This is a genomic window from Clostridium sartagoforme AAU1 (assembly GCF_000401215.1).
In the GTDB taxonomy this organism is placed as follows: Bacteria; Bacillota; Clostridia; order Clostridiales; family Clostridiaceae; genus Clostridium; species Clostridium sartagoforme.
On the sequence record NZ_ASRV01000050.1, the window covers coordinates 48952 to 68489 of the forward strand.

General features: G+C 28.7%; 18 protein-coding genes, 1 pseudogene and 1 riboswitch. All 19 genes and pseudogenes read right to left on the reverse strand.

All coding sequences use genetic code 11. The features are described 5' to 3' along the window. On the reverse strand, positions 1 to 648 hold the full coding sequence (gene rpe / locus A500_RS04570; RefSeq protein WP_016206415.1) for a ribulose-phosphate 3-epimerase: 648 nt from the start codon (positions 646 to 648) through the stop codon (positions 1 to 3). Then, entirely contained in the window at positions 642 to 1511 is an 870-nt protein-coding gene (gene rsgA / locus A500_RS04575) for a ribosome small subunit-dependent GTPase A (RefSeq protein WP_016206416.1), read from the reverse strand. Before rsgA ends, rpe begins: the two co-directional genes overlap by 7 nt. A gap of 131 nt (positions 1512 to 1642) precedes the next feature. Next, on the reverse strand, positions 1643 to 3577 hold the full coding sequence (gene pknB, locus A500_RS04580; protein WP_016206417.1) for a Stk1 family PASTA domain-containing Ser/Thr kinase: 1935 nt from the start codon (positions 3575 to 3577) through the stop codon (positions 1643 to 1645). A 1-nt stretch (position 3578) separates the two neighbouring features. Then, positions 3579 to 4298 (reverse strand): Stp1/IreP family PP2C-type Ser/Thr phosphatase, encoded by a 720-nt coding sequence (locus A500_RS04585; protein ID WP_016206418.1) that lies wholly within the window; start codon positions 4296 to 4298, stop codon positions 3579 to 3581. 15 nt (positions 4299 to 4313) lie between these two features. Then, positions 4314 to 5344, reverse strand: a pseudogene (rlmN, locus tag A500_RS04590) (dual-specificity RNA methyltransferase RlmN). 7 nt (positions 5345 to 5351) lie between these two features. After that, positions 5352 to 6671, reverse strand: a complete 1320-nt coding sequence (gene rsmB, locus A500_RS04595) for a 16S rRNA (cytosine(967)-C(5))-methyltransferase RsmB (protein ID WP_016206420.1) — start codon at positions 6669 to 6671, stop codon at positions 5352 to 5354. Between the two features lie 11 nt (positions 6672 to 6682). Continuing rightward, a complete protein-coding gene (locus A500_RS04600) occupies positions 6683 to 7381 on the reverse strand; it encodes a zinc metallopeptidase (protein WP_016206421.1) in 699 nt (232 codons plus the stop codon). Positions 7382 to 7427: 46 nt separating this feature from the next. Then, the gene (fmt, locus tag A500_RS04605; RefSeq protein ID WP_016206422.1) at positions 7428 to 8354 is read right to left on the reverse strand and encodes a methionyl-tRNA formyltransferase; all 927 of its coding nucleotides are present in this window, start codon (positions 8352 to 8354) and stop codon (positions 7428 to 7430) included. A gap of 15 nt (positions 8355 to 8369) precedes the next feature. Then, positions 8370 to 8813 (reverse strand): peptide deformylase, encoded by a 444-nt coding sequence (gene def, locus A500_RS04610; RefSeq protein WP_016206423.1) that lies wholly within the window; start codon positions 8811 to 8813, stop codon positions 8370 to 8372. A gap of 11 nt (positions 8814 to 8824) precedes the next feature. Beyond that, positions 8825 to 11023, reverse strand: coding sequence for a primosomal protein N' (gene priA / locus A500_RS04615; RefSeq protein ID WP_016206424.1), 2199 nt, complete (start codon positions 11021 to 11023; stop codon positions 8825 to 8827). A gap of 55 nt (positions 11024 to 11078) precedes the next feature. Continuing rightward, complete coding sequence (gene coaBC / locus A500_RS04620) at positions 11079 to 12278, reverse strand: bifunctional phosphopantothenoylcysteine decarboxylase/phosphopantothenate--cysteine ligase CoaBC (protein WP_016206425.1); 1200 nt, start codon at positions 12276 to 12278, stop codon at positions 11079 to 11081. A 2-nt stretch (positions 12279 to 12280) separates the two neighbouring features. Further along, positions 12281 to 12505, reverse strand: coding sequence for a DNA-directed RNA polymerase subunit omega (gene rpoZ / locus A500_RS04625; protein WP_016206426.1), 225 nt, complete (start codon positions 12503 to 12505; stop codon positions 12281 to 12283). Next, entirely contained in the window at positions 12486 to 13127 is a 642-nt protein-coding gene (gene gmk, locus A500_RS04630; RefSeq protein ID WP_016206427.1) for a guanylate kinase, read from the reverse strand. Before gmk ends, rpoZ begins: the two co-directional genes overlap by 20 nt. Further along, a complete protein-coding gene (remA, locus tag A500_RS04635) occupies positions 13127 to 13396 on the reverse strand; it encodes an extracellular matrix/biofilm regulator RemA (protein ID WP_008678315.1) in 270 nt (89 codons plus the stop codon). The genes gmk and remA overlap by 1 nt, the downstream gene beginning before the upstream one ends. Positions 13397 to 13410: 14 nt before the next feature. Next, positions 13411 to 14292, reverse strand: coding sequence for a YicC/YloC family endoribonuclease (locus A500_RS04640; protein WP_016206428.1), 882 nt, complete (start codon positions 14290 to 14292; stop codon positions 13411 to 13413). Between the two features lie 200 nt (positions 14293 to 14492). Continuing rightward, entirely contained in the window at positions 14493 to 15860 is a 1368-nt protein-coding gene (locus tag A500_RS04645) for an NCS2 family permease (protein ID WP_016206429.1), read from the reverse strand. 98 nt (positions 15861 to 15958) lie between these two features. Then, a riboswitch (purine riboswitch) is annotated at positions 15959 to 16060 on the reverse strand. A 57-nt stretch (positions 16061 to 16117) separates the two neighbouring features. Further along, entirely contained in the window at positions 16118 to 17104 is a 987-nt protein-coding gene (locus tag A500_RS04650; RefSeq protein WP_016206430.1) for an asparaginase, read from the reverse strand. 217 nt (positions 17105 to 17321) lie between these two features. Beyond that, on the reverse strand, positions 17322 to 17717 hold the full coding sequence (locus A500_RS04655) for a PBECR3 domain-containing polyvalent protein (RefSeq protein ID WP_016206431.1): 396 nt from the start codon (positions 17715 to 17717) through the stop codon (positions 17322 to 17324). Between the two features lie 159 nt (positions 17718 to 17876). Further along, on the reverse strand, positions 17877 to 19355 hold the full coding sequence (gene spoIVA / locus A500_RS04660) for a stage IV sporulation protein A (protein ID WP_016206432.1): 1479 nt from the start codon (positions 19353 to 19355) through the stop codon (positions 17877 to 17879). Positions 19356 to 19538 lie beyond the last annotated feature (183 nt).

Below are 19538 nucleotides of genomic sequence, written 5' to 3' on the forward strand. Positions count from 1 at the left end.
TTATTTTCCTCTTATTACTTCTATATTTTCTTTAAGTTTTCCATCTCCAAATACTGCTGAACCAGCAACTAAAACATTTGCTCCTGCATTAATTATATCTTTTGCATTTGTTTTATCTACTCCTCCATCTACTTCTATTAATAAGTTTTCATTTAACTTTGAGCTCATTTCTTTAACTTCTCTAATTTTATCTAAAGAATATGGTATAAACTTTTGTCCTCCAAAGCCTGGGTTAACTGACATTATTAATACTAAATCTAATTTACTTATTATATCTTTCAAAACAAAGGTTGGAGTTCCTGGATTTAATGATATACCAGCTTTAATTCCCTTTGACTTTATATATTCTATTGCTCTATCTATGTGTTTTTCCGCTTCATAATGTATTGTAATTATATCTGCTCCTGCATTTACGAAATCATCTATATACCTTGAAGGGTTTTCTATCATTAAATGAACATCGAATATCTTAGTTGTTTTATTTCTTATTGATTTTATTACTGGTAATCCTATACTGATGTTAGGTACGAAATTTCCATCCATAACATCTATATGAATAAAATCTGCTCCTGCTTTATCTACGTTTATAATTTCCTCACCTAATTTTGAAAAGTCTGCTGATAATATTGATGGTGATATCTTTACCATTTGTATTTTTCCCCCTCTAATAATTCTTCTAATATTCTTATATAAAAATTATATCTTATTTCATTGATTTTATTTTCTTGTAATGCCTTCTTTACTGAGCATTCAGGTTCCTTATTGTGAAGACATCCTCTAAACTTACAATTATGATTATATTCCTCAAACTCAGGAAAGCAATATCTAAGTTCATCTTTATTCATAAAGCTAATATCTATATTGGAAAATCCCGGGCTATCAACTAAATAACCCCCTTCTATTTCTATAAGTTCACTGTGTCTTGTAGTATGTTTACCCCTACCTATTTTCTTTGATACAACTCCTGTTTCCATATGAGTTCTATTTATAAGAGTATTTATTAAAGTAGATTTTCCTGCACCTGATGGCCCACATAAAACAGTTTCATTATTTTTTAACCTTTCCTTAAGAAGAGTAATCCCCTCCCCTTTTTTAGCATTTATGAATAATACATCATAACCAATATCATTAATCTTCTTTTTAATTTCTTCCTTTTCTTCTGTACTTGCTAAATCTACCTTGTTTAAGCATACTATTGCCTTTATATTATTATATTCGCATAGTATCAAAAATCTATTTAAAAGGTCAAAATTAATATCTGGATTTTTTACTGCAAATACTACAAAAGCTTGAGTAACATTTGCTACGGTAGGTCTTATTAATTCCGAGGATCTATCATATATATCTTCAATTACCCCTTTTCCATTAGAGATATTTATATCTACATTATCTCCAACCATAGGCTTCATATCCTTATGCCTAAACTTTCCTCTCGCTTTACATTCTATTATATCATCTTTAGTTTTAACATAGTAAAACCCACCAATTCCTTTTATAATTTTTCCTTCCATACTTCCTCCAAAAAAATTTAATCTTTATATTTTATAATAAACAGATTTCACCAAAAAATGCAAATAAATTTTATAAAAATAAAAATCAGCTTAAATGCTGATTTTATTTTTATAACTAATTTCCATTATTACTATTGTTGATTTTCAGTATTCTCTGGCTTTTCTGATTTTTTTGCTTTTATTTCTACTGTTTGACCTTCTTTTATTTCTTTAGTAAAGCTTTCAACTATATCTCCACTACCAATTATCTTATAAGATATATTATTTCTAAGAAGTATTTTTATTGCATCATCTACCTTCATTCCTGCTTCAAGGCCTAATCCTGCAATATCTATAATTTTTTCCTCAAACTTTCCTACTGTTAAAGTTATTGGGGTTCCTTCGGTTCGTTGAGAATCAGAATCAGATTGTTTTAATATTACACCATCTTGGCTTTTATCATTGGTAATTTCATAATTAATAGTTACTACAAGCTTAAGCTTTTCTAGCGTCTCTTTTCCCTTAGCTTCCTTTTCTCCTACTACATTAGGTACATTAACAAGTTTAACTTCTGGTCCTTTACTTATAATTATTTCTATTTCAGTTTTTTTACTAATTTTAGTACCAGCAGATGGGCTTTGTTTAATTAAATACCCATTTTCTACTTTATCACTATATTCTTCCTTAATAGTATAATTAGTAAATCCTTGAGTTTGTAATGTTTTCTCAATATTTGTTTTTTCATAATCTCTAAAATCAGGCATATCTACTTGTTCTTCTCCTGCTGAAACTACAACATTAATTATTGAATCTTTCTTTACCTTTGTTCCTGATTTAGGGTCTGTTTGTAATATAGTATTTTCTGGTTTATCACTTTTTTCAGTGCTTTTAACTTTTATCTGTAATCCTAAAGCTTCAACTTCTGATTTAACTTCATTCACAGTTTTTCCAACTATATTAGGGACTTCAACTTCTTTATTACTATTTCCATTTGCTAGGAAGTATCCTATAGATCCTAAAATTAATACTAAAATTATTGCTCCGACTACAATTAAAGCCTTTTTAACACCATTTTTGTTTTTCTTTTTTTTCTTAACAGTTTCTTTATCGTCTTCGTCATATTCTTCATCATATTCTTCGTCTTCATCATCATAATAATCATCTTCTAACTTAGAAATATGAGTTGTCTTTTGACTTTGACTATTAATCGGACTCATTATTATAGTATGATCACTATTATCTACAACTTGAGAGCCTATTACTACATCAGGATTTTCTTGTATCTTTTGTAAGTCCTGAATTATTTCTTTAGCATTTTGATATCTCTTTATTGGTTCTTTTTCTATAGCTTTAAGTATTAACTTATTTAAACTATCCGGAATAGCAGAATTTATATTTTTAGGAGGAATAGGCTCTTCTTGCAAATGCTTTAATGCAACTGTAACTGGCGAATCACCTTCAAATGGTAATCTTCCTGTTACCATCTCATATAAAACTATTCCAAAAGAATATATATCTGATCTAAAATCAATATAAGTTCCTTTTGCTTGTTCTGGTGAAAGATAATGAGCTGATCCAATAATACTTGTAGTATTTGTTATTGTTTGTGAGTCTGTAGATTTTGCTATACCAAAATCAGTAACCTTAACTTCGCCAGATTCAGTAACTAATATATTTTGTGGCTTTATATCTCTATGGATTATATTATTCTTATGTGCACAATCCAGAGCTTTAGCTATTTGAAGAGCTATTTTTATAGCTGTATTATAACTAAGCTTTCCACTATAATTAATTAACTCCTTCAAAGTTTTTCCGCTTATATATTCCATTACTATATAATCTATATCATCTTGAGTACCTACATCTAAAACATTAACTATATTAGTATCTGATAAATTTGCAATGGCAGTTGCTTCTCTTTTAAATTTTTGGGATATTTCCTTATTGTCTGCAAATTGCTTTTTTAATATTTTTACTGCTACAAATCTATTAAGCTTATTACATTTGGCTTTATAAACTTCAGACATTCCGCCTTCCCCTACTTTTTCAAGAAGTTCATATCTGCCACCTAGTATAATTCCATTCATATTACACCTCTCCTCCAAATAACATTACAGTTATATTGTCTCTTCCACCTTTAAATTTAGCTAGATTAACAAGTTCCTCACAAATATCCTGTAATTCTTTTTCTTCTAATTTAAATGATAAAATCTCTTCTAAGCCTATTTCATTTGTTAAACCATCACTACACATAAGGAAATAATCAAATTTATTTTTTTCTATGCTAAATAGATCTATATTTACAACTTCTTCTGTTCCTATTGCTCTAGTTATAACATTTTTTTGAGGATGATTTATAGCTTGTTCCTTTGAGATGCTACCACAATCTAAAAGTTCTTGAACTAAAGAATGATCTTTTGTTATCTTGGTTATTTCCTTTGATTTTATTCCAAAGCAAGAACTATCACCAACATTTGCAACTTGAGTTATATTTTTAGTTATTAAACATGCAACTAAAGTTGTTCCCATTCCATTATAGGTTTCATTGCAGTGTGCTAAATTATACACCTTTGAATTTGCATGTTGAATAGCTTTTTCTAATATATTTCTACTATTCTCATCTTTAAAATTATCTTTTATGTATTTTATTAATGACTTTGAGGCAGTTTTGCTTGCAACTTCACCAGCATTATGCCCTCCCATTCCATCTGCTACTACATAAATTTTAAATTCTTCATTTTCATAAAATTCTGCATAATCTTCATTTAGGTTTCTTAAGTTACCCACGTCACTTTTTATACCAATCACCAATACCCACTCCCTCTAAATTTGAGACTTTAAGAAATTTCTCCTTAATTGACCGCAAGCAGCATTTATATCATTACCCATTTCTCTTCTTACTGTAACTTCAATTCCACTTTCTGATAATACTTTTTCAAAATCTTCTATAATTTTTTTGAAGGCCTTTTCAAAGTATTTTCTTTTATTTCATTGACAGGTATAAGATTAACATGACATTGTCTTCCCCTTAACAATTTTGAAAGAGATTTCGCATCTTCTTTACCATCATTTATACCTGATACTAATGAATATTCAAAGGTTATTCTTCTGCCCGTTTTATTAAAGTAATAATCACAAGCTTCTAATATTTCCTTTATTGAATATTTATTAGCAATTGGCATTATTTCTCTTCTTTTTTCATCACTAAATGCATGTAATGATATAGCTAGTGTTATAGCATATCCTTTATCTGCCAGTTCATAAATTTTAGGTACTAACCCACAAGTAGACAGAGTTATGTGTCTTTGACCTATATTTAATCCATAATCAGAATTTACTAAATCTAAAAATTTAGTAACATTTTCATAATTATCTAAAGGCTCTCCACTTCCCATTAATACTATATTAGAAATTCTTTCACCTAATACCTTTTGAGCTAATATAACTTCTGATAATATTTCCCCAGCCGTTAAGTTTCTAACTCTTCCTTCTAAAGTTGACGCACAGAATTTACATCCCATTCTACATCCAATTTGAGTAGAAATACATATTGAATTACCATGCTTATATTTCATTATTACACTTTCGATGATGTTTCCATCATCGAAAGCTAATAATAATTTTTGAGTACCATCTAAAGTTGATTCATATTTCTCTACTACTTCTGGAATTCCTATATAAAAATTTTTACTAAGTTTATCAATTAAACTTTTAGGTAAATTCTTCATTTCTTCAAAATTCCAAGTATATTTATATATCCACGAAAAAATTTGTTTTGCCCTAAAGGCACTTTCTTCATTTTCCTTCATCCATAAGGAAACTTCTTCTAAACTGTAATCTAAAATGTTTTTCATATTTCACCTATTTTATTTTCTTTATTTTTCCCATAAAGAAACCATCCATAGAATCATTTGGCAATATAGTTAAGCTTCCATCTGCATTGTATATAAAGTTACTATTATTTCCTATATATACTTTTTCTACAGCTGCATCTTTATGCTTTGATAAGAACCATTGTAAATTTTCTTCATTTTCTTCTTTATTTAATGTACATGTAGAATATACAAGTGTTCCACCAGGTTTTAAATATTGCCATGCATTTTCCATTATTTCTCTTTGTATTGGAACTAAATCTTTTAATTGTTGTCTTGTTTTATTCCATTTTATTTCTGGTTTCTTTCTTATTATACCAAGTCCTGAACAAGGTACATCTATTAATACTTTATCTCCATAGCTTATATAATCACTATTTAGCTTAGTTGCATCCATAGCCTTACACACTATATTATTTAGTCCTAATCTCTTTGCATTTTCTTCTATAAGAGAAAGTTTATTTTCATGTAAATCAAAAGCTAAAACTTCACCAGTATTGCCTAATAATTCAGCAATATGTGTTGTTTTGCCACCTGGCGCAGCACAAAGATCTAAAACTTTATCTCCTTTTTTTAAATCTAATAAAGGTGCTACAAGCATTGCACTTTCATCTTGAACTGTAATAAGTCCTTCTTTAAAAAGTGCATTATCTTCAATTCCTTTTCCACCCTTTATTGCTATTCCTTCTGGGCAAGCATATCCTTCCTCAATATTATATCCAATCTCTTCTAATTTTTCATAAACTTCATCATATTCTGCCTTAAATTCATTCACTCTAACAGTAACTTTTGGCGTCTCATTTAAGCCTGACATTAATTTCATAGTCTTTTCTTCACCATATTGCTTTATAAAAAGCCTTATCATCCAAGGTTGAAAAGAAAACTTATAAGCAAGTTCATCTATTCTGTTTCCTGGAACAACAATTTCTTTTTCATCTTTTATATAGTTTCTTAAAATTCCATTTACAAGTTTAGATGCTTCTAAAGAAACTTCTTTTGCTTCTTCAACAGCTTCATTACATGCTGCATATTCAGGTATTTTATCTAAAAAATACATTTGATAAATAGCTACTCTTAATATATTTAATACGGTTGTATCAATTAAATTAATATCTTTAACAAAATTTCCTATTAACACATCTAAAGTTCTTTTTCTTCTTAAAGTTCCATAAACAATTTCTGTTATAAGTCCTTTATCTTTATCTTCTATATCTCTTGTATTGAGTTCATTTGAAAGAACTAGGTTTGAATACGCTCCTTCTTCTAAAACTCTCTGTACTATTTGTCTTGCAAGTTTTCTACTGTTCATCCTTCTACCTCTTAATTATCATTATATCTATTATTTATAGCTATTAATCTTATTAGTTGAGAAATAGCCATAAGAGTTGCTGCTACATATGTCATTGCAGCTGCATCTAAAACCTTTTGCGCTCCTTTTAATTCCTCTCCATATAAGAAAGTTCTTGTTTTTAATATATTTAATGCTCTTGTCGAAGCATTAAATTCTACTGGAAGAGTTATAATTTGATAAATTACAGCTCCACTAAAAAATATTATACCTATCTTTGCAAATAATGGATTTCCTAAAAATATACCTATCATAAATAAATATATTGATATTGAGCTCCCTATATTAACAACTGGAGCTATTTTCGTCCTTAAAGCTAAAGGAGCATAATGAGTTTGATGTTGAATTGCATGCCCACATTCATGAGCTGCTATTCCAGCAGCTGCTACAGTTGCACTATCATATACTTCCGGTGAAAGCCTTATTACTCTTAATGAAGGATCATAATGATCACCAAGGTGCTTACTATATCTTTCAACTTTTACATCAAAAAGTCCTGCACCATCTAATATATTTCTTGCAACCTCACTACCAGTAACACCACTTAAAGTTCTAACAGTTTTATATTTTTTATATGCACTGTCTATTTTAAATTGTGCCCAAAAAGCTATTATCATAGCTGGTATCAAAATTAAATAAGTTGAGTCAAATAAAAATCCTGGATAAAACATAAATTTCTCTCCTTTATATATAGATTTATATTATTTATGGTAAAATCTAAATAAGTTTTTTATTTATTTCTAGTCCATTACCATTTGTATATTGTTCTATAGTTAAAGGCTTTCCATTTGGAAATTGAATTTTCTTAATTAACAATACCCCTAAATTTGTTGAAACTTTCATTCCTTCCTTAGATACATTTATTATAGTTCCTGGCTCTTTATTACTACTTTCTACTAAAACTTCACTTTCATATATCTTCATTGATTTATCATCATAAGTAGTATGTGCAATTGGCCATGGATTAAGTCCTCTAATTAAGTTATGAATGTTTTTAGCAGAATTATTCCAATCTATCCTCCCCAAATCTTTATTTAGCATCTTTGCATAAAAGGTTTCCTCACACTGTTTTTCTGGAATTATGGTTCCTTTTGATAAACCATCTATAGTATTTAACAAAAGGTCTGCTCCTCTATACATTAATAAATCATGCAATTCTCCAGCTGTCATATTATCAGTTATCTCAATCTCATCTTTAAGAAGCATATCTCCTGTATCAAGTCCTACATCCATTAACATTGTTGTATTTCCTGATTTTTTTTCACCATTTATTATAGCCCAATTTAATGGGGCTGCTCCTCTATACATAGGTAATAAAGAAGCGTGTAAATTTATACAACCATACTTTGGAATATCTAAAACTTCTTTTGTCAATATTTGCCCAAAAGCTACAACTATTATAAAATCTGGTTTTAAATTTTTTAGATACTCTAAAGCTTCTTTATCAGCTTTTAGTTTAGTAGGTTGAAAAACTTTAATATTATTTTCTAATGCAACTTCCTTAACTGGTGAATATGATATTTTTTTACCTCTACCTTTTGGTTTATCAGGTTGAGTAAATACACTTTCAACTCCATAAACATCAATTATTTTTTTTAATGAAGGTACTGCAAAGTCTGGGGTTCCCATAAATACTATCTTCATGCTAATCCTCCTTAGTTATTTTAAATAATCTATAAATAAAGTACCGTTTAGATGATCATTCTCGTGAAGTATAGCTCTTGCTAAAAGCTCTGTTGCTTCTAAGATGAACTCTTCTCCTTTTTCGTTTAGTGCTTTTACTTTTACATAGTTAGGTCTCTCAACATCTGCAGCTTCTCCAGGCACACTTAAACATCCTTCTTCACCAATTTGAGTCCCCGAAACCTCTAATATTTCTGGATTTATAAATACTCTTAATCCATAATCATCATAAACATCTATAACAAATATTCTTTGAAGTATACCAACTTGAGGTGCTGCCAGCCCAACTCCATCAGCTTCATACATAGTATCTGCCATATCTTCAATTAATTTTATTGTTCTAGGTGTTATTTTAGTAACAGCCTTACATTTCTTTCTTAATGCTTCATCTCCATTTTGTCTTATATTTCTAATCGCCATTTTTCTACCTCCTAAGTCAAATTATTTGGATTAATATCAATAGTTGCTTTTACTTCATTATATACATTCTTATTTAATTGATAAAGTTTATCTTTAATTTTTTTACAAAAATCTAAAGATAATTCACCTTTAAACAAAATTTGCCATCTATAATTATCTTTAATCTTAGAAATGATACACGAAACTGGTCCTAACATTTCTACATTATTATATTCATCCTTTATTTTTTCAAAATTATCTTTTAATAACGCCATAAAATCCATTAATATTTTTTCATTTTTAGAAGAAGCATTTATTAATAGTATTTTACCAAAAGGAGGATAATACATCAAACCTCTTGCTGTAAATTCTTCATTATAAAATCCTTCATAATTATAACTTTTAGCATAATTTAAACTATAATGATCTGGATTATATGTTTGAACAATAACTTTCCCCTCTTTAGCTCCTCTCCCTGCTCTTCCTGCAACCTGTGTAACTATTTGAAATGTTCTCTCAGCAGATCTATAATCTGGTATGTTTATAGACATATCTGCAGCTAATATTCCAACTAATGTTACATTTTCAAAATCTAATCCTTTCGATATCATTTGGGTTCCTATAAGGATATCTCCCTTTCTATTTTTAAATAAATTATATATATCCTCATGGGCATTTTTACTTCTTGTAGTATCTACATCCATCCTTAGAACTCTAGCATCTTTAAAGTATTTTTTTACTTCTTCTTCAACACGTTCTGTTCCAGCTCCAAAATGCTTAACATATTTACTTTTACATTTTGGACAGATTTTTTGTTGCCTTTCAGTATACCCACAATAATGGCATATAAGATATCCATTTTTATGGTACGTCATTGATATGTCACATTTGTGACATTTAAATACATACCCGCAACTTCTACAGGATACAAAAGTAGAAAAGCCTCTTCTATTCAAGAATAAAATTATTTGCTCTTTTCTGTATAAAGCTTCCTTAATTTCTGTAAAAAGCTTTCTGCTAAACATGGATATGTTTCCACTATTCAATTCTTCTCTCATATCTACTATATCCATTATAGGCATAGGTTTATTATCTACCCTATTATTAAGTTCTAATAATTCTATTTCACCTGTAATAGCTCTATAATAAGTTTCTATAGATGGTGTTGCTGAACCTAATATAACTTTACAGTCTTTAACTTCACTTAAAAATTCTGCTATTTCTCTTGTTACATATCTAGGATTTTGTTCTGATTTATAAGTATTTTCATGTTCCTCATCTATTATTATTACACCTAGATTGGAAACTGGTAAAAATAATGCACTTCTCGCACCAATTATAACCTTCGCTTTACATTCTTTAACTCTATACCATTCATCATATCGCTCTCCATCTGATAGCTTACTATGAAATACTGCAACTTCTCTTCCAAATCTTCCTTTAAATCTTTCTATCATTTGTGGAGTTAGAGATATTTCTGGTACTAAAATTATTGCAGATTTTTCTTTTGAAATAGCTTCACTTACAAGCTTCATATAAATTTCTGTCTTTCCAGAACCAGTTACTCCCTTTAGTAAGAATATTTTTTTATTAGAATCTTTTATTTGGTTTAAAACCTTAATTTGATCTTCTGTAAGTTTTCTTTCACTGTATTCGATATATTTTTTATTATTATATCTATATACTATTTCTTCTTCTATTTTTAAATATCCATCACTTACTAATTTATTAATTTTATATAATGAGAATTTATATAAATTCACAAGTTCACTTTTATTAAATTTTCCATTGTTATCTTTTATAAAGCTTATTATATCTTTATATTTATTTAAAGTATTACTATCCAAAGAATTATCTCCAATGGCTACTACCATTTTATACTTATTCTTAGTTCCCTTTAATATTCCTTGTGGAATAAGAAGCTTTATAGCATCTATATACTTACATAAATAACTTTCCCTTATAAAATAAATAAGCTTTAAATCATTTTCACTTAAAAGTGATTCTATTGCCCCTATGGATTTTATTTTTTTTATTCTAATGCCCTTTATTTCTTCTTCTTTTATAGATAATATAAATCCATCTACAAGAGAATTTTTAACTCCAAAAGGTACTTTTACCCATTGTCCTATCTTTATTTCATGTTTAAGTTCTTCTGGTATTTCATAAGTAAAGGGTTTATCTATATCTAAAGCATCACTATTTATAATGATTTCTGCATATTTTTTCAAATTCATCACCCTTTTATTAGGTTATATTAACTCTATAAATAGAAGAAAGCGCCCTTTAGCGCTTTCTTAATATAGTTTCAAAGATTTTAGATGCAACTTCTTTTTTACTCATCTTATCTAAATATATTTCTTCTCCATCTTTAGAAATAATGATAACTTTATTATCTTCACTTCCAAATCCGGTGTCAGCACTTGTAATATCATTTGCCACTATATAATCTAAATTCTTTTTTTGTAATTTATTCTTAGCATTCTCTATTATATTGTTACTTTCTGCTGCAAATCCAACAAGAACTTGATTATTTTTCTGTTCTCCTAATATCTTTAAAATATCGTTATCTCTTACAAAAGTTAAAACTAAATCCTCTTCGCTTTTCTTTATTTTTTCATTGCTATAGTTTTTAGCTTTATAATCTGCAACTGCTGCTGATTTAATAACAATATCGCTATTTTTAAAATTATCTAACATTGCATTTTTCATTTCTTCATTTGTAGTTACATTTATTACATTTATACCTGTAGGAGGGTTTATATTAGTTGGACCTGACACTAAAGTAACATTAGCTCCTCTAGCTTTAGCCTCCTCTGCAATATAATATCCCATTTTTCCTGTTGATCTATTTGTAATAAATCTAACTGGATCTATTTTGGAATGAGTTGGTCCCGCACTTATTAAAACATTTTTCCCTTGTAATTCCTTAGATTTATCTTGATTGTTAAGTACTTCTAAAACTCTTTCTACAATTGTATTTACATCTGCCAGCTTCCCTGTACCTATATCTCCACAAGCAAGTCTACCAGAAGCTGGTTCTATAAATTCATATCCATATTTTTTTAATTTTTCTATATTATCTTGAACGATCATGTTTTCATACATGTTAGTATTCATCGCTGGAGCAAAGATAACCTTTGCTCTAGTTGCCATAATAGTTGTAGATAACATATCATCAGATATTCCATTTGCAACTTTTCCAATTATATTTGCAGTAGCTGGTGCTACTAAAAAAACATCTGCTCTTTTAGCTAGTGATATATGTTGTATTTCAAAGGCCTTAGGCTCTGCAAACATATCTGTTACAACCATATTTTGACTTAATGATTGAAATGATAATGGAGTTACAAATTTAGTTGCAGATTCAGTCATAATAACTCTTACATCAATATCTTTCTTCTTTAAAGCACTTATGATATCTAAAGCTTTATAAACTGCAATGCCTCCACTTACGCCTATGCATACACACTTTTTATTATTCATAATTATTTTAAACCTTCTTTTGTAGGTATAGCTTCATATCCTACTTCACCTTCATTAACTTCATTAATAGCAATAGTTAAAGGTTTTTTAGATTTAGTTGCAACTAATGGTTCGCTTCCATCTATTATTTGTCTTGCTCTTTTTGAAGTAACTATTACTAGTGAATATCTGTCATCTACCTTTTTAAGTAAATCCATTATTGATGGATTAATCATAGAGTTGTTCATGAATTAAGCCCTCCTTGGAATCTAAAATTGTATTTTCTTTTATTCTATCAACTCTGCATTTTTCTGCTGCTATAATTGATTCTACTTTTGATACAGCTAGATCTAAAGTATCATTTACTACAGCATAATTATATTTTGAAACATAATTAATTTCTTTATATGCATTTTTAAATCTAGTCATTAATGATTCTTCTGTTTCGCTGCCTCTTTTTATAATTCTTTGTTTTAATTCTTCCATTGATGGTGGAAGAATAAATATAAATACTCCTTCACTAAAGTTTTCTTTTACTTGTAGAGCTCCTTGAATATCTATTTCTAGAATAACATCCTTTCCTTCTTCAAGCATTTTTTCCACATTTACTTTTGGAGTACCATAAAAATTTCCATGGACATTAGCATATTCTAAAAATCCATTTTTTTCAACTTTTTCTTTAAATACTTCTTTGGATAAAAAGTAATAATTTACGCCATCTACTTCTCCATTTCTTGGAGATCTTGTTGTAGCTGAAACTGAAATATATATATTTTTATGCTTTTCTAATAAAGCCTTACAAATAGTACCTTTTCCAGCTCCCGAAGGTCCTGAAATAACTATTAAAACACCTCTATTATTACTCTGCATTATTCATCTACCTCATCTACAGCTTCATCTTTTGCTACAAGCCTATGAGCTACGGTTTCTGGTTGAACTGCTGATAATATGACATGATCACTATCTGTTATTATAACAGCTCTTGTTCTTCTTCCATAAGTTGCATCTATAAGCATACCTCTATCTCTAGCTTCTTGTATTATTCTCTTTATAGGTGCTGACTCTGGACTTACAATAGCAACAAGTCTATTTGCAGAAACTATATTACCAAATCCAATATTAATTAACTTTATACCCATTGTTCTCCTCCTATTTACTCTATATTTTGTGATTGTTCTCTTATTTTTTCTATTAAGTTTTTTATGTTAATGACATAATTTGTCATATTCATATCGTTAGATTTAGAAGCAATTGTATTAGCTTCTCTATTCATCTCTTGAATTATAAAATCAAGTTTTCTTCCAATTTGTCCGTCTTCTTTAAAAGTTTTTCTCATTTGATTTAAATGACTTTTAAGTCTTGTAATTTCCTCATCTACCGCTGACTTATCTGCAATTATAGCTATCTCTTGTGCTATTCTCACTTCATCTATTTCTATTCCTTCAAGTAAATCTTTAAGCTTAACCTCTAATTTCTTTTTATATGCAATTGGAACAGTATATGCTATATTTTCTATATTGTGTACTAAACTTTCTATTTCAATTAATTTTTGAAGAATATCTTCCTTAAGCTTTTCTCCTTCAATTATTCTCATATTATTCATCATTTCTAATGATGAATTTATAAGAGGTTTAATAACTTTCCAAATTTCGTCTATTGAATCTTCTTCTTCTATAATCGTTATAACATCAGGAAATCTAGCAATTTGAGTTGCTGTTATATCATTTTTTATATTTAGATTTTCTTCTATTTCTCTTAAACAGTTATAATAACTTTCTGCAAGTCTTAAATTTAATTTAGCTATTCCATCTCCGCTACTATAACTTTTTTGATTAATAAATACATCTACTTTTCCTCTTGATAGTTTTGAATTTATTAATCTTCTAATTTCTTCTTCTAAAGAAATTATACTTTTGGGTAATCTTACATTTAAATCTAAATACCTGCTATTTACACTTTTCATTTCCACTGAAAATAAAAATTTATTTCCTTCTTCACTACTAGCTCTGCCAAAGCTAGTCATACTTTTAACCATATATGCCTCCAAAGTTTATATTATATTAAAAATACAAGAACATTTTAATATTAATTTATATTTTACTTAATTGTCAATAATTTGTTTACAAATTATTAACATTTGTTTTTTTATTAATTTACAATTAAAAAAAAGAAGTAGAATATTCTACTTCCTTCTTAGGATTTACTAATACGAAAAGAGTTACCTTTCTGTATAATTTATATAAATACTAACTTAATTATAAATAATATTGCAAGTAATATCATAACTATAGATACATTAGTCCTATCTTTTTTCTCTTTACAGAATAGATTATATACTAAATTAATTACTACATATGATAATATTCCAATAGTTAAACCATCACCAATACTATATGTTAAAGCCATAGTTGTTATTGTTAAAAATGCTGGTACACCTTCTGTTATATTATCAAATTTAATATCCTTTACAGCTCCAAGCATTAAATATCCTACATAAATTAATGCTGGTGCAGTTGCACATGATGGTATTGCTATGAATATTGGTGAAAAGAACATTGCTACTAAGAATAATATTCCTGTTGTAATTGCTGTATATCCTGTTCTTCCCCCGGCTGCAACACCAGTTGAACTTTCTACATATGTTGTAACAGTTGAAACACCTAATATTGCTCCTATAGTAGTCCCAATCGCATCTACTAATAAAGCTTTTCCCGCATTTGGTACATTGCCATTTTCATCTAACATATTTGCTCTTGAGCAAACTCCTACTAAAGTTCCAACTGTATCAAAGAAATCTACAAACAAGAAAGTACAAACAACAACTATTAAATTACGCGCACTATCCATATTTAAGAACTGACTGAAGTCTAATTTACCTGCTATTGGAGTAATACTTTCAAATTTAAATAATCCTTCTGGCAAATAAATACCTAAATTAGTTGCTGCTTCTGGATTTATTAATGCATATCCCCAAGCCAATAAAGTGCTAGTTAATATACCAAATAATATAGATCCTTTTATTTTCCTCTTGTCTAATACTGCTATTATAACAACTCCAACTAATGCAATAATAACTGTTGGTGAAAAATGGCCCATTTTAACTAGTGTTGCATCATCCTTTATTACTAATCCTGCTCCTACCATACCTATAAATGCTATAAAAATACCAATACCTGCAGTAACCGCATGTTTCATTGTCATTGGTATTGCATTTACAACAGCTTCTCTTACCTTAAATAATGATAATAATATAAATATAATACCTTCTATAAATACTGCTGTTAAAGCTGTTTCCCATGATACTCCCATTCCTATAACAACTGAAAAAGCGAAAAATGCGTTAAGTCCCATACCTGAAGCTAATGCAAAAGGTAAATTTGCAAGTAACCCCATCAATATGCAAGCTATTGCTGCTGCTAGACATGTAGATGTAACTAAAGCTCCAGCTGGCATTCCTGTTGCTGATAATATATTAGGATTTACTGCAATTATATAAGCCATAGTTAAAAAAGTAGTAATCCCAGCCACTATCTCTCTTTTAAGATTTACATTTTTGTTTCCTAGTATCGGTAATAGTCCTTGTCCTTGTGATAAGCTTTTCATTTTTAAACCCCCTAATTTTTTATAAAAAAAAGCTGCATGAATTATTAAGCAGATAACTCATAGCAGCTTTTTAATAAATACTAACAATTATATAGTAAATTAATTAGTATTAAACTCATAGTCAAGATGTTTACGGTATCCTGGTAGAAACTTATGACCCTTATTGTCAATATTATATGAGCTACTTATCTTACGAACATTATTATACACTTTAAAATATAGTTTGTCAATATAAACGTATTAATTCGTTTATAAGTCTACATAATATTCGTATTGTTTTTAAAAGATTCCCTTATATCAATTCTTTTACTGCTTGAAAGTGCTACTATTAATTTAATCCTTGCTTTTTGTCCTGGCATACTTTCTTCAAAAAATACACCTAAGTCTTTAAGCATTTTCCCTCCACCTTCATATCCATAAGATTCATATACCCTTCCCTCAAAGCATCTAGAAACGATGACAACAGGTATATTATTATTTAAAGCTCTTTTTATTCCAGCTACCATAGAAGGTGGAACATTTCCTCTTCCTAAAGCTTCTATAACAATTCCTTTATAACCTTTATCTATAAAATAATTTATGTAATCCGAACTCATTCCTACCACACATTTTATTAATGCAACCTCATCATTTATACTTTCTACATAATAAACCTTATGTTTTTTAGTCTTTCTATAAAATAACACCTTATTATTATCTACTATTCCTATTGGGCCAAAGTTTGGAGTTTTAAAAGCATTAAGTGCCATTGAATTTGCTTTAGTAACATCTGCTGCTGAACTTAATTCCCCATTAAAACAAACTAATACACCTCTACCTTTAGCTTCTTCTGAAATTGCCGTACATATTGAAGTTGCTAAATTAAATGGACCATCATATCCAAGTTCTGAACTGCTTCTCATAGCACCTGTTACAACTATTACCTTTTCTGTATCTATAGTTAAATCTAAGAAGTACGCCGTTTCTTCTAAGGTATCTGTCCCATGAGTTAATACAACTCCATCTATATCTTCTCTATCTACTAAAGATTTTATAAATTTACTAAGTTCTAGCATGTTTTGTATTGTAATATGTGGAGATGGTTTACTAGAAAAGCTATGAGATTCTATCTCTGCAAATTCTTCTATTCCAGTTACCATTGACATTATTTCTTCTCCAGTTAAACTTGGAACAGCCGCTTTTATTCTTTCATCTACTTTCATAGAAATTGTTCCTCCATTAAAGACTACTGCTACCTTTTTCATATTTTCCCTCCTAAAATTAATTAAAAAATAAAAACCCTTGGATAAACCAAAAGTTTAAAAAATTTAAATCTAAATTAGATTATTGGTAGGTCGGCGTATCCTACATCTCTTATTACTGAAATTCAGCGTATGAGGAGCCCTTTCTCACCTCAATAATCTATTAATTTTATGCCAATATACATATTATAGCTTTTATACAAAAATGTTTCAACTTTTATTATTTCCATTTTATTAATTTTCCTCTATATAGTCTATTGTTTATTTTACCTTCACTTATAGGATACATTGTTGAAACATATATATAATCCCTTTTGCTATCTATATCTATACCTATTAGTATATTCGTCTCTGCCTTTTTTATTAATTCGATATGAATCCCTTTTTCAGTTAGCTTATATACCCCTATATAGTCTGGATCTTCAATTATATTTCTCATATATTCTATTAGATTCCCAACTATTTTTTTACTCAACTGTTTTCCATGTCTTTTTTTAATATGCTTTAATACCCCTGGGGAGGCATAGATGGTACCTGTAAATTTTACCCCTAAGTTTTCTGCCATTCTTTCTTTAAAATATCCTACTCTCTTATAGGTACAAAATCTGTCTTCCATAATATCCCTCAATTCTGTATAGTGTATATGAGCTTTATTTTTAAAAGATCTTACTAATATATTATTCATTAGTATTGTTTTAATTTACAAATATAATGTAAATGTACTATTTATTTTATAAAGAAAAAGGTCAGTCTACAATAAGACTAACCTCTTTCTTTATAAGATAATGCAGATTAACCCTCCACTACCTTCATTTATTATCTTTTGAAGTGTTTTCTGAATTTTAACTTGTACATCATCAGGCATTTTATATAATTTATTTTGTAATCCTTCTTTTATCAACACTTCCAAAGGTTTACCAAACATATTACTTTGCCATAAAGATGCTGGATCCTTATCAAATTGCTCCATTAGTGATTTTACTAATTCTTCACTTTCTTTTTCTGATCCCATTATAGGACTTATTTCAGTTTTTATATTAGCTTTTATAAAGTGAAGTGATGGGGCAGATGCTTTTAGCTTCACACCAAACTTCGTTCCTTGCTTAACCATTTCAGGCTCTTCAAATTTCATTTCTGATAACTGTGGTGCAACTAATCCGTAACCAGTTTCTCTTACATCAATTAGTGCATCCTTTACTTTATCATATTCTTTTTTGGCAAAATTTAATTCTTTTATTAAAGATAATAAATCACTTTCTGATTGAACATCTAAATCACAAATTTCACTTAGTATGTTATAGAAAATTCCATCTTTAGGTTTCATAGTAATAATTGCCTTACCTTCTCCCAAATCCACTGAACTCATTTCTGTTGGAGATAAATTTTCTTCTTCTTTTAATAAATTTAATGTAGTTTTAATATCTCTAACCTTACTTATGTTTTCGCACATTCCTTTTATTATATTAAAGAAATTCTTTTTTAACCAATGTTCAGTCTCTAATTTTTCAACCCAACTTGGCATATTTATATTAATTTCTTTTACTGGGAATTCTTTAAGTACATGTTTAAATATATTTTCTACATCACTTTCATTCATATTAGCCACATCCATAACTTGAACTGTAACATCATATTTTTCTTCTAAATTTTTTTTCATCGCTCTTGTTTCTGGAGCATTAACATATTTCGTATTAAGTACAACTATGAAAGGCTTATTTATAGCCTTTAATTCATCTATTACTCTTTCTTCTGCTTCTAAGTACTCATCTCTTTCTATCCCTGTAATACTTCCATCTGTTGTAACTACAAGGCCTATGGTAGAATGATCCGTTATAACTTTTCTAGTTCCTATTTCTGCTGCATCTTCAAAAGGTATTTCGTAATCGTACCATGGAGTATTTACCATTTTAGCTTCTTCTCCATCCATATATCCTACTGCACCTTTTACAATATAACCAACACAATCAACCATTCTAACCTTAAATTTTATGTCTTCATCGATAGTTATTTCTACAGCTTCATTTGGAACAAACTTAGGCTCTGTTGTGTGAATACTTTTTCCTGATCCACTTTGAGGTAATTCATCTTTTGCTCTTTCCTTTTTATAATTATTATCAATCTTTGGTATTACCATAAGGTCCATAAACTTCTTTATAAATGTTGATTTACCTGTTCTAACTGGTCCAACAACACCTACATATATGTCCCCTTGTGTTCTTTCAGCTATATCCTTGTATATATTAAAGCTGTCCACGGTGTACCCTCCTATTTATTTTTAACACTATATATATATTCAAGGATATAAAAAATATACAGTTTTTTAAAATTTTTAAAGATTCCTCGAAGTACATATATAATAATATATTAATTTCATTTTAATAATATTACTATATATAGTTAAAATGATAAAAGGATCGGTGCTAAAATGAAAATTAAT

Coding starts and splice junctions, on each gene's coding strand:
- A500_RS04600 (WP_016206421.1), bottom strand. CDS start 7,381: ATGTTTTATCCAGGATTTTTATTTGACTCAACTTATTTAATTTTGATA.
- rpoZ (WP_016206426.1), bottom strand. CDS start 12,505: ATGAACAACTCTATGATTAATCCATCAATAATGGATTTACTTAAAAAG.
- pknB (WP_016206417.1), bottom strand. CDS start 3,577: ATGAATGGAATTATACTAGGTGGCAGATATGAACTTCTTGAAAAAGTA.
- A500_RS04650 (WP_016206430.1), bottom strand. CDS start 17,104: ATGAAAAAGGTAGCAGTAGTCTTTAATGGAGGAACAATTTCTATGAAA.
- A500_RS04655 (WP_016206431.1), bottom strand. CDS start 17,717: ATGGAAGACAGATTTTGTACCTATAAGAGAGTAGGATATTTTAAAGAA.
- A500_RS04645 (WP_016206429.1), bottom strand. CDS start 15,860: ATGAAAAGCTTATCACAAGGACAAGGACTATTACCGATACTAGGAAAC.
- gmk (WP_016206427.1), bottom strand. CDS start 13,127: ATGCAGAGTAATAATAGAGGTGTTTTAATAGTTATTTCAGGACCTTCG.
- coaBC (WP_016206425.1), bottom strand. CDS start 12,278: ATGAATAATAAAAAGTGTGTATGCATAGGCGTAAGTGGAGGCATTGCA.
- remA (WP_008678315.1), bottom strand. CDS start 13,396: ATGGGTATAAAGTTAATTAATATTGGATTTGGTAATATAGTTTCTGCA.
- rpe (WP_016206415.1), bottom strand. CDS start 648: ATGGTAAAGATATCACCATCAATATTATCAGCAGACTTTTCAAAATTA.
- def (WP_016206423.1), bottom strand. CDS start 8,813: ATGGCGATTAGAAATATAAGACAAAATGGAGATGAAGCATTAAGAAAG.
- rsmB (WP_016206420.1), bottom strand. CDS start 6,671: ATGAACAGTAGAAAACTTGCAAGACAAATAGTACAGAGAGTTTTAGAA.
- A500_RS04640 (WP_016206428.1), bottom strand. CDS start 14,292: ATGGTTAAAAGTATGACTAGCTTTGGCAGAGCTAGTAGTGAAGAAGGA.
- fmt (WP_016206422.1), bottom strand. CDS start 8,354: ATGAAGATAGTATTTATGGGAACCCCAGACTTTGCAGTACCTTCATTA.
- rsgA (WP_016206416.1), bottom strand. CDS start 1,511: ATGGAAGGAAAAATTATAAAAGGAATTGGTGGGTTTTACTATGTTAAA.